Source organism: Rhizobacter sp. P3_C12, from assembly GCF_056402735.1.
In genome coordinates this window covers 23,351-34,473 of the sequence record NZ_JBFUGW010000033.1, presented here as the reverse complement: position 1 = coordinate 34,473, position 11,123 = coordinate 23,351, and the positions used below count along the sequence as shown (strand labels likewise).

Annotated in this window: 10 protein-coding genes; 8 read left to right on the top strand and 2 right to left on the bottom strand. The window is 71.6% G+C overall.

Annotated elements, in window-relative coordinates; all coding sequences use genetic code 11:
- The first annotated feature begins 335 nt into the window (after positions 1–335).
- From AC1DXV_RS08205 to AC1DXV_RS08170, 8 genes are read left to right on the top strand one after another with little or no spacing between them, the layout of a single operon-like run.
- Entirely contained in the window at positions 336–1,109 is a 774-nt protein-coding gene (locus tag AC1DXV_RS08205) for a crotonase/enoyl-CoA hydratase family protein (protein WP_477868024.1), read from the top strand.
- Between the two features lie 32 nt (positions 1,110–1,141).
- Entirely contained in the window at positions 1,142–2,956 is a 1,815-nt protein-coding gene (locus tag AC1DXV_RS08200; protein ID WP_477933166.1) for a feruloyl-CoA synthase, read from the top strand.
- On the top strand, positions 2,953–3,405 hold the full coding sequence (locus tag AC1DXV_RS08195) for an acyl-CoA thioesterase (protein ID WP_477868020.1): 453 nt from the start codon (positions 2,953–2,955) through the stop codon (positions 3,403–3,405). Before AC1DXV_RS08200 ends, AC1DXV_RS08195 begins: the two co-directional genes overlap by 4 nt.
- A complete protein-coding gene (locus AC1DXV_RS08190) occupies positions 3,402–4,541 on the top strand; it encodes an ABC transporter substrate-binding protein (protein WP_477868018.1) in 1,140 nt (379 codons plus the stop codon). Before AC1DXV_RS08195 ends, AC1DXV_RS08190 begins: the two co-directional genes overlap by 4 nt.
- A gap of 16 nt (positions 4,542–4,557) precedes the next feature.
- Entirely contained in the window at positions 4,558–5,595 is a 1,038-nt protein-coding gene (locus tag AC1DXV_RS08185; RefSeq protein WP_477933164.1) for a branched-chain amino acid ABC transporter permease, read from the top strand.
- Positions 5,585–7,351: a branched-chain amino acid ABC transporter ATP-binding protein/permease gene (locus AC1DXV_RS08180; protein WP_477933162.1), complete on the top strand. Its 1,767-nt coding sequence runs from the start codon at positions 5,585–5,587 to the stop codon at positions 7,349–7,351. Before AC1DXV_RS08185 ends, AC1DXV_RS08180 begins: the two co-directional genes overlap by 11 nt.
- 41 nt (positions 7,352–7,392) lie before the next feature.
- Positions 7,393–8,151 (top strand): ABC transporter ATP-binding protein, encoded by a 759-nt coding sequence (locus tag AC1DXV_RS08175; RefSeq protein WP_477872610.1) that lies wholly within the window; start codon positions 7,393–7,395, stop codon positions 8,149–8,151.
- The gene (locus tag AC1DXV_RS08170) at positions 8,151–8,591 is read left to right on the top strand and encodes a MarR family winged helix-turn-helix transcriptional regulator (RefSeq protein ID WP_477872606.1); all 441 of its coding nucleotides are present in this window, start codon (positions 8,151–8,153) and stop codon (positions 8,589–8,591) included. Before AC1DXV_RS08175 ends, AC1DXV_RS08170 begins: the two co-directional genes overlap by 1 nt.
- Here AC1DXV_RS08170 and AC1DXV_RS08165 read toward each other — a convergent pair.
- Both AC1DXV_RS08165 and AC1DXV_RS08160 read right to left on the bottom strand, forming a co-directional pair.
- Entirely contained in the window at positions 8,588–10,141 is a 1,554-nt protein-coding gene (locus tag AC1DXV_RS08165) for a GDYXXLXY domain-containing protein (protein WP_477933160.1), read from the bottom strand. The two genes, AC1DXV_RS08170 and AC1DXV_RS08165, sit on opposite strands and share 4 nt — an antisense overlap.
- Positions 10,138–11,037: a DUF2157 domain-containing protein gene (locus AC1DXV_RS08160; protein WP_477872514.1), complete on the bottom strand. Its 900-nt coding sequence runs from the start codon at positions 11,035–11,037 to the stop codon at positions 10,138–10,140. Before AC1DXV_RS08160 ends, AC1DXV_RS08165 begins: the two co-directional genes overlap by 4 nt.
- Between the last annotated feature and the right edge of the window lie 86 nt (positions 11,038–11,123).

Genomic DNA, 11,123 nt, shown 5'->3' with positions numbered 1-11,123 from the left:
GAGGCTGTGGAGCGCCAATAAAGCCGGGGCGCCGGAGCTGGCTGGTTTCATGGCCCGCGTGCGCAGCACGCTTCGTGCACTGACTGTCGCCCACTGTTTGACCACAACGAACGAAGTGAGTGGCGGGAGTTTGGGCGACGGGCCATGAAACCAGTCAGTGGAGGGAAGTCTTCGCCCCCCAGGGGGCGAAGACCGCACCGGCCGGCGCACCACAGCCTCCCCGCACGCGCCTTCCGAACCCAATGCGAAAGCACAGAACCACGGGGTATTCCCCGCTGTGTCCAGCGGCGGTTTGCTTAAGACTCATAACCATCCAGGCTTCAACCACCCCGGTCGTGAGCACCTCCCTGTTGAATGTTTCGAGTGACGGCCCGGTCACCCACGTGCGGCTGACGCGCCCCGCCAAGCGCAACGCGTTGAACGACGCCTTGATCGCCGAGCTGCAACGCGTGTTCGCCGGCTTCGATGCCGGCGTGCGCGCCGTGGTGCTGAGCGGCGAGGGCGCGCACTTCTGCGCCGGGCTCGACCTGTCGGAGCTCGGCGAGCGCAGTGCGGCCGAAGGCATCCTGCATTCACGCTCGTGGCATGCGGCCTTCGAGCAGATCCAGTTCGGCCGCGTGCCGGTGGTCGCGGTGCTGCACGGCGCGGTGGTCGGCGGCGGGCTCGAACTCGCGAGCGCGGCGCACATCCGCGTCGCCGAGCGCAGCAGCTTCTACGGCCTGCCCGAAGGCCAGCGCGGCCTGTTCGTCGGCGGGGGCGGCTCGGCCCGCATCCCGCGGCTGATAGGCGTCGCCCGCATGAGCGACATGATGCTCACCGGCCGCGTGCACGACGCCGAAGAGGGCCAGCGCATCGGGCTGTCGCAGTACCTGGTCGACGACGGGCAGGGCCTCGCGACCGCGTTCGAGCTGGCGCGCAAGATCGCGTCGAACGCGCCGCTGTCGAACTTCGCGGTGATGCACGCGCTGCCGCGCATCGCCGAGCAGGGCCAGGCGGCCGGGCTGTTCACCGAATCGCTGATGGCCGCGATTGCGCAGGCCGACGATGCGGCCAAGCAGCGCATGCGCGACTTCCTCGACGGCAAGGCCGGCAAGGTCGCGAAGTCATGAGCACCGTGGTGCCTCGGTATCGGCGGGTTGCCTTGGGCGGTTCGCTCTCGGCCCGCTTCGTGCCGGCCGACGACGGCAGCCTGCTTGTCGAATCGACCGAGCCGCTGCAGCCGCACCCGCTGCGCCTGACCGATCGCCTGCAGCAGTGGGCCGCGAAGGTGCCCGACCGCACGCTGGCCGCCAAGCGCGACGCGCAGGGCGTGTGGCGGCACCTGAGCTATCGCGACGCCGTGCTCGGCGCGCGCAGCATCGCGCAGGCGCTGCTCGACATCGGCCTCGGCCCCGAGCGCCCGTTGGCCATCCTCTCCGACAACGACCTCGAACACCTGCTGCTGACGCTCGGCGCGATGTGGGCCGGCGTGCCGTGCGCGCCGATCTCGCCGGCGTACTCGCTGCTGTCGCAGGACCACGCCAAGCTGCGCCACATCCTCGGGGTGCTGACGCCGGGGCTGGTGTTCGCCGCGAACGGCAATGCCTATGCGCGGGCGATCGACGCCGCGCTGCCGGCCGGCACGCCGCTCGCGCTGGCGACCGGCGCGGTCGAGGGCCGCCATCTGCTGCACTTCGCCGACCTGCTCGCGACGACGCCCACCGATGCGGTCGACGAGGCCCACGCCCGCGTCGGCCCCGACACCATCGCGAAGATCCTGTTCACCTCCGGCTCGACGCAGGCGCCCAAGGGCGTGATCAACACGCAGCGCATGCTGTGCAGCAACCAGCAGATGATCCTGCAGTGCTTCCCGTGCCTCGGCGAGACGCCGCCGGTGCTGGTCGACTGGCTGCCGTGGAACCACACCTTCGGGGGCAACCACAACGTCGGCCTGACGATCTGGAACGGCGGCACGCTGTACATCGACGACGGCAAGCCGACGCCGGCGCTGATCGGCCACACGCTGCGCAACCTGCGCGAGATCGCGCCCACCGTGTACTTCAACGTGCCGAAGGGCTTTGAGGAGATCGCCAACGCGCTGGAGCACGACGCCGCGCTGCGCGACACGCTGTTCAGCCGCGTGCAGATGTTCTTCTTCGCCGGCGCCGGGCTCTCGCAGCCGGTGTGGGACCAGCTCGACCGGCTGGCCGAGGCCGCCTGCGGCGAGCGCATCCGCATGCTGACGGGGCTCGGCATGACCGAGACCGCGCCGTTCGCGATCTGCGCCAACGGCGGCGACGTGCGCTCCGGCCACATCGGCCTGCCGGCGCCAGGCATCGAGCTGAAGCTGGTGCCGAGCGGCGACAAGGCCGAGTTGCGCTACCGCGGGCCGAACGTCGCGCCGGGCTACTGGCGCCAGCCGTCCACCGCGTACTTCGACGACGAAGGCTTCTACGCGAGCGGCGATGCGGTGCGCCTGGTCGACCCGGCCGACCCGCAGCGCGGCCTCGCGTTCGACGGTCGCATCGCCGAGGACTTCAAGCTCGCGACCGGCACCTTCGTGTCGGTCGGCCCGCTGCGCGCCCGCGCGATCGCGGCCGGCGACCCGTGCGTGCAGGACGTGGTCGTCACCGGGCTGAACCGCAACGAGATCGGGCTGCTGGTGTTTCCGCGCGCCGACCGCTGCCGGGTGCTCGCCGGGCTGCCGGCCGATGCGCCGCTCGCCGACGTGCTGGCCGCCGCGCCGGTGCGGGCGTTCTTCCAGCACTGGCTAGACACGTTGCACGACGCCGGCACCGGCAGCGCGACGCGCGTGGCCCGTGCGTTGCTGCTGGCCGAGCCGCCGGCGATCGACCGTGGCGAAGTCACCGACAAGGGATCGATCAACCAGCGCGCGGTGCTGGCCTGCCGGGCCGGGTTGGTCGAGCAGCTGCACGACRGCAGCGCCCCCGGCCTCTTGCTGCCCGCAACGCGATGAGCGAATCCCGCACCACCACGCACACCGTCGCCGTGAACTTCGGCGACTGCGACCCGGCCGGCATCGTCTTCTTCCCGAACTTCTCGCGCTGGATGGATGCGGCCTCGCTGTCGTTCTTCATGCAGTGCGGCGTGCCGCCGTGGCGCGTGCTCGAGAAGACGCGCGGCATCGTCGGCACGCCGCTGCTGGAGATCCACACGCGCTTCATCCAGTCGGTCACCTACGGCGAGACGATCCACATCGAGACCTGCATCGAGGCCTGGCACGGCAAGGCCTTCGTGCAGCTGCACCGCGTCACGCGCGGCGGCGAGCTGGTCTGCGAAGGCCGCGAGACGCGCATCTTCGTGACACGCGATGCCACGGGAAAATTGAAGTCCATCGCGGTGCCGGATGACATCCGCGCACTCTGCCGGACAGAATCACGACCCCGAACGGAGACACCCCCATGAAGCACCTGAAGACCTGGCTGGCCGCTGCGGCCCTGGCCACCCTCGCGGCCGGCGCACGGGCCGACGTGACGATCGGCGTCAGCGTCCCGCTGACCGGCCCGACCTCGGCGCTCGGCATCCCGAGCAAGAACGGCATCAGCCTGTGGCCCGCGACGATCGCCGGCGAGAAGCTCAACGTGATCGTGCTCGACGACGCCACCGACCCGACCGTCGGCGTCAAGAACGCCCGCCGCTTCGTCACCGAGGACAAGGTCGACCTCATCGTCGGCTCGTCGGCGACGCCGATCGCGATCGCGATGTCGGACGTGGCGGCCGAGGCACAGACGGTGCAGCTGGCGCTGTCGCCGATCCCGCTGCCCGAGGGCAAGGGCGCCTGGACCTTCCGGCTGCCGCAGTCGACCGCGGTGATGGCGATCCCGATCGTCGAGCACTGGAAGAAGACCGGCGTGAAGACCTTCGGCTTCGTCGGCTACGCCGATGCGTACGGCGAAGCGTGGCTGAAGGACATCACGGCGCAGGCCACCGCGGCCGGCATCAAGAACGTCGGCGTCGAGCGCTTCGCGCGCGCCGACACCAGCATCACCGGCCAGGCGCTGAAGCTGGTGGGTGCGAACCCGGATGCGATCCTGGTGGCGGCCTCGGGCAGCGGCGCGGCGATGCCGCACAAGGGCCTGGTCGAGCGCGGCTACCCGAAGGACAGGATCTACCAGACGCATGGCGCGGCCACCCTCGACCTGATCCGCGTCGGCGGCAAGGATGTCGAAGGCTCGTTCGTCTCGTCCGGCCCGGCGCTGGTGGCGCCCAAGCTGCCCGACAGCAACCCGAGCAAGGCGATCGGCCTGCGCTTCATCGAGCAGTACGAGAAGGCCTTCGGCCCGAAGAGCGCGAACCAGTTCGGCGCGCACGCGTTCGACACAGCGATCGTGCTCGAGAAGATCATCCCGATGGCGCTGAAGAAGGCCAAGCCCGGCACGAAGGAATTCCGCGCCGCGCTGAAGGAGGCGCTGGAGACGGCCGGCCGCATCCCGGTGTCGCAGGGCGTTCTGAACTACACCGCGGCCGATCACTTCGGCTTCACGCCCGACACGGGCGTGCTGCTGAAGGTCGTCAACGGCGACTGGGAAGTGGTGAAGTGACGGCCACTTCTCTCTGATGGACCTCTCGATCGCGGGCATCCTGCTGCTCGACGGCGCGACCAGCGGTGCGGTCTACGCGCTGCTGGCGCTCGCGCTGGTGCTGGTGTTCGCGGTCACGCGGGTGATCTTCATCCCGCAGGGGGAGTTCGTCGCGTACGGAGCGCTGACGCTCGCGATGCTGCAGATGGGCAAGCTCCCCGGCACCGTGTGGCTGCTCGGGATCCTGGCCGTGCTGGCCACGCTGCGCGACGCATTTGGCGCGGCGCGCGCAGGCCAGCCCGCCCGCCGCATCGCGCGCGACGCCGCGCTGTCACTGGCCGTTCCGGCCGCGGTGACGCTGCTCGCGTTGTGGGCCGCGCCGCGCCAGCTGCCGCTGCTGCTGCAAAGCCTGCTGACGCTCGCGATCGTCACGCCGCTCGGGCCCCTGGTCTACCGGCTCGCGTACCGGCCGCTCRCCGATGCGTCGGTGCTGGTGCTGCTGATCGTCTCGGTCGGCGTGCATTTCGCGCTGACCGGCCTGGGCCTGCTGTTCTTCGGCGCCGAGGGCTTTCGCAACCCGAGCTTCTGGGACGAGCGCTTTCGCGCCGGGCCGCTGATGCTGTCAGGGCAGGCGTTGATCATCTTCCTCGTCTCGGCCGCGCTGATCGTCGGGCTGTGGCTGTTCTTCGGGCGCACGCTGCAGGGCAAGGCCTTGCGTGCGACGGCCGTGAACCGGCTCGGCGCGCGGCTGATGGGCATCTCGACGGAAGGCGCCGGGCGCTGGAGCATGGGCCTCGCGGCCTTCATCGGCGCGCTGTCGGGCCTGCTGATCGGCCCCACGACGACGATGTTCTACGACACCGGCTTCCTGATCGGCCTGAAGGGCTTCGTCGCGGCCATCTTCGGCGGGCTCGCGAGCTACCCGGGCGCGGCGGCCGGTGCGCTGTTCGTCGGCTGGCTCGAATCGTTCGGCTCGTTCTGGGCCAGCGCCTACAAGGAAGTGATCGTCTTCACGATGATCCTGCCGGTGCTGCTGTGGCGCAGCTTCACGCACGGCGAATCCGATGACGAGTAGAGGCTGGTTCCTCGTCGCGTTCGCCGCCGTGCTGGCGCTGTTGCCGCAGTTGCCGGTGCCGGAGTTCTGGATCACGCAGCTGAACTACATCGGGCTGTACGCGCTGGTCGTGATCGGCCTCGTGCTGCTGACCGGCATCGCCGGGCTGACCTCGTTCGGCCAGGCGGCGTTCGTCGGCCTCGGTGCCTACAGCAGCGCGTGGCTGACGCTGAACCTCGGGCTGTCGCCGTGGCTCGCGGTGTTCGGCGGGCTGGCGCTGACGGCGCTCACCGCGCTGCTGCTCGGCTGGATCACGCTGCGCATGTCGGGCCACTACCTGCCGCTCGCGACCATCGCCTGGTGTCTGAGCCTGTTCTACCTGTTCGGCAACCTGGAGGCGCTGGGCCGCTATGACGGCCTGCTCGGCATCGCGCCGATCGGGTTCTTCGGCCTGCCGCTGAACACCGGCCGCAGCTTCTTCTACCTGCTGTGGGCGCTGGTGCTGCTGGCGGCGCTGGCGGCCACGCAACTGCTCGATTCGCGCAGCGGCCGCGCGCTGCGGGCGCTGAAGGGCGGCAGCACGATGCCCGAGGCGATGGGCATCGACACCTTCCGCGCGAAGGTCGCGGTGTTCGTGCTCGCCGCGCTGCTGGCGAGCCTGTCGGGCTGGTTGTTCGCGCACTTCCAGCGCAGCGTCAATCCGTCGCCGTTCGGCCTGAAGATGGGCATCGAGTACCTCTTCATGGCGGTGATCGGCGGCGTCGGCCACGTGTGGGGCGCACTCGCCGGCGCGGCCGTCGTCAAGCTGCTGGAGGACCAGCTGCAGGTGCTGCTGCCGCGGCTGCTCGGTGGCAGCGGCAGCTACGAGGTGATCGTGTTCGGCGTGCTGCTCGTGTTGGTGCTGCAGTACGCGCGCGACGGGCTGTGGGCCGCGGTGGTGGCGCGGCTGCCGCGGCGCGCCCGAAAGCGCGACTGGGCCGATGCGCCGCCGCTGCCCGAGGCCGCGCGGCCGCCGCACGGCGAGCTGGTGCTCGACGTGCAATCGGTGCGCAAGGAGTTCGGTGGGCTGGTCGCGGTGAACGATGTGAGCTTCCAGGTGCGGGCCGGCGAGATCGTCGGGCTGATCGGGCCGAACGGGGCCGGCAAGTCGACCACCTTCAACCTGGTGAGCGGCGTGCTGCCGCTGACGCGCGGCGAGGTGCGGCTGCGCGGCGAGCGCATCGACGGGCTGCCGTCGCGCGGCATCGCGCGGCGCGGCGTGTCGCGCACCTTCCAGCACGTGAAGATGGTGCCGGAGATGACGGTGCTGGAGAACGTCGCGCTCGGTGCCCACCGGCGCGGACGGCGCGGCATGCTGTCGGCGATGCTGCGGCTGGACCGCGATGAAGAGCGCCGCCTGCTGCGCGAGGCCGAGCGCCAGCTGCAGCGCATCGGCATGGCCGACCGCGCCGACGAGCTGGCCGGCAACCTGGCGCTCGGGCCGCAGCGGCTGATGGAGATCGCGCGCGCGCTGAGCGCCGATCCATCGCTGCTGCTGCTGGACGAGCCGGCCGCCGGCTTGCGCCACCAGGAGAAGYGGGCGCTGGCCGAGGTGCTGCGGCAGCTGCGCGCCGAGGGGCTGTCGATCCTGCTGGTCGAGCACGACATGGACCTGGTGATGGACGTGAGCGACCGCATCGTCGTGATGGAGTTCGGCACGCAGCTGATGCAAGGAACGCCGGCCGAGGTGCAGGCGAGCGAGGCGGTGCGGGCGGCGTACCTCGGGACGGAGCACTGAGCATGAGCGACCCGATCCCCACCCCTCCGTTCGCCCTGAGCATGTCGAAGGATCGGGCTGAGCCTGTCGAAGCCCTGGAAGTCACCGACCTGCACGCCGGCTACGGCCGCGCCGAAGTGCTGCGCGGCATCCGGCTGCAGGCCGCAGCCGGCAGCGTTGTCACCGTGATCGGCCCGAACGGCGCCGGCAAGTCGACGCTGCTGAATGCGCTGATGGGCGTGCTGCCGTCGCGCGGGTCGATCCGCTGGCAGGGCAGCGCGATCGGTGCGCTGGCGCTCGAGGCACGCGTCGACCGCGGCATCGCCCTCGTGCCCGAGACCCGCGCGCTGTTCGGCAGCATGCCGGTCGAGGACAACCTGCGGCTCGGCGCCTGGCGCCTGCGGCAGCGCGGGCCCCAAGCGGCACGCGATGCGATGGAGCGCGTGTTCGCGCTGTTCCCGCGCCTGCAGGAGCGGCGCGGACAGTTGGCCGGCACGCTGTCGGGCGGCGAGCGGCAGATGCTGGCGGTGGGCCGTGCGCTGATGGGCGAGCCGTCGCTGCTGATGCTGGACGAGCCGAGCCTCGGCCTCGCGCCGCTGGTGGTGCGCGAGATCTTCCGCACCATCGCCGCGCTGCGCGCGACCGGCGTGACGATCCTGCTGGTCGAGCAGAACGCACGCGCCGCGCTGGAGGTGGCCGACCACGCCTACGTGCTGGAGATGGGCGAGATCGTGCTGCAGGGCCCGGCCGGCGAGCTGGCGCGCGATCCGCGCGTGATCGACACCTACCTCGGCGCGGCGCGCTCCAGCGGATCACGCTGATGGTGGAAGCGCTCGACACCTCGCGGCTGGAGCACCTGGTCGGCTATGCGGCGACGCGCGCCTCGGTGCAGCTGAAGCGCTCGTTCGTGCGCCACCTCGGACCGCTGGAATTGAAGGCGGTGGAGTTCTCGATCCTGGTGCTGGTGGCGGCCAACGAGCGCGCGAACCAGAAGCAGCTGGGGCAGGCGCTCGACGTGTCGGCGCCGAACATGGCGGTGACGCTGGACCGCATGGCGGAACGCGGCTGGGTGCAGCGGGTGCGCTGCAGCGACGACCGGCGCTCGCAGCGCATCGAGCTGACGCCGGCGGGCCGCAAGCTCGCGGCGCGCGCCGAGAAGATCGCCGCGACGATGGAGGACGACGCGCTGGCGGTGTTGTCGGCGCGCGAGCGTGCGACGCTGATCCGGCTGCTGATGCGCGTCGCGGCCGGCGCCGGCTAGAGCGGCTTCAGCTCCGGCCCGCGCAGCCCGACCAGCAAGGCCCGCCCGCTGCCGTCGACGCGGAACTCGCCGAAGCGCGCCTCCGACCAGCGCTGCGCCTCGCCCTCGGGGAAGAACCAGGCATCGGTGACGAGGATCCAGCGACCATCCTTCGGCGTCAGCTCGATGCGCAGTTCGTCGGCCGCGAGCGGCGTGCCGTCGTCCAGCCGCAGCAGCGCCAGCACGCCGCGTTCGTCGCGCCGCGCGACGGCATGCGGTCGCTGTGCGCGCAGCAGGTCGTCGTCGAGGCCCTGCTCCAGCGCGGCCGGCAGGCGGAAGTTCAGCCGCATGAAATCGCCCTGCATCAGCGAGCGCGGGTCGGCCGGCGCGAGTTCGACGAACACCGGCTGGCCGTGCGCGATCAGCGACTCCTTCTGCCAGATCGCCAGGTTCGCGACCAGCAGCACGGCGACGGCGGCGACGGCGATGCCCCAGCGCTGCGGCCCGGCCGGTGCCGCGGCAGGTGCTGCCTCCATCGCCTGGCGCCGCGACAGGCCCCAGCGCGCCAGCAGCGCGAGCACGGCGCCCGCGGCCACCATCAGCAGCGCCTTGTGCGCGAGCGGCCAGGCCAGCTGGTAGTAGAACGCGCCGATGATCCAGGCCGCGGCCACGCCGGCCGCGGCGGCCAGGCGCCAGCGCCGCGTGGTGGCGCTCAGCGCGAGCGCCAGCAGCACCGCGCCGAGCGTGGGCATCAACCAGGCCAGCAGCGCGAGCACCGCGGCCACGCCGGCCAGCCACGGCCGCCGCAGGCCCGGCCAGCGATGCGCGGCCCACAGCGCCCCCGCGACGGCCAGCGCCAGCGATGCGGCCTGCTGCAGCGTGCCGATCCAGCGGTGGCCGCTATCGCCCCCGCGCACCAGGTCGCCTGCAAAGTCGCCGAGGTTCGCGCCGACCAGGAAGGTCATGCCGGCCCACCACGCGAGGCCGCACAGCGTCGCGAGCAGCCAGCCGGCGCTGAGCGGCTCGACGACGGCGGCGTGCACCGGTGCGATGCGGCGCACCAGCACATGGGCGGCCACCCACGCCGCGGCGCAGCCGTGCCATGCGAGCCAGAACGCGCCGAGGCGCATCGTGCTCGAGTAGCGCCACGGGTCGATCGCCAATGCGAGTGCCAGCATCACCGCCGCCAGCGCACCGAGCAGGGCACGCAGCCAGTCGGCCCGCACCACCACCGCGACGGCCAGCGCCACCGTGCCGAGCGTCGCGAAGGCGAGCGCATCCGGCAGGTCGCGGAACAGCCCGAACGCGAGCGCGCCGCCGCCGACGATCAGCCCCGGCACCGCGAGCTGCTCGACGAACAACGGCACCTGCCGCGCATGCAGCACCACCAGCGAGCCGGCCAGCACCAGCAGCCCGATCACGTAGGGGCCGGCGCCACGCGTGACGAAATCGCCGAGCAGCATCCCGACCACGATGATCAGCGGCACCGCGGCCAGCCAGGCGCCGAGGCCGGTCAGCAGCACGACCGGCCACGGGCGGGTCTCGGAGTGAGCCATCAGGGAATCGCTCATGCGCTTGCTCCGGTGTGGGCGTGGCGGCGTGCGAGGTGCATCACGCCCGAGACGCTGGCGGCCAGCAGGCCGGCGGCCGACAGGCCCAGCAGCAGCATCCTGCCGATCTCGTCGCCGGAATTGTGGCGGTCGAACAGCAGGTGCGTGAGGCCGGCGACCAGCAGCGCGTTCAACCCGAGCGCGACCGCGCTCAGGCCATAGATGTCGAAGCTGCGCGCGTTGGCCAGCAGCACCGCCGCGATGCCCAGCACCGCCAGCGCCAGCGCGTAGTGCGCGCCGCTGCGGTCACCGAACACCGCGCTGGCGCCGCTGACGCAGATCATCACGACCGCCAGCGTCACCGCGGTGCGCTCGCCCCACAGGCCGCCGCCGGTGACGCGTTGCCACGCCGGGTGCAGCGCGACCACCAGCGCGATGGCCGCGCTCCAGCCGATCAGGTGGGCCGGCAGGTCCTGCGGCTCGATGCGCCAGCGGTGACCGGTGTGCGCGACGATCCACAGCGAGATGCCGCTCATCGCGACCAGCGCGAACGGGGCCCACAGCACGTCGCTGCGCGCGCCCAGGCACAGCGGCAGTGCGAGCGCGGCCCACAGCGCGAACAGTTGCCAGGCGTCGGCGCCGGTCTGGTAGGTCTGGCCGAAGAAGGCGAACAGGCCGCCGATCCCGAGCAGCGCCAGCAGCCCGAGCGGCGCGCGCAGCGTGGGCCGCCACAGCGCGCCGGCGCACATCACGACCACGCAGGCCTGCAGCAAGGCGAAGCGGCCGGTGCGGCCGAGCTCGGACCAGTTCGCGGCAACCCAGAAGATCAGGCCCAGCCCGCCGAGTGCGGCGGCCAGTACCGCAATGCCTTGCGGCAGGCGCTGCGAGAGCGCGGGTGGTTCGTCGTGCAGGTCCATCGTGTCTCCAGGGTGTGGTCGCGATGGTAGCGATGCGCCGTGCCATCCGACGCCGGTGCGTGCCGTGGGTGCCGCGGGTCGCCACC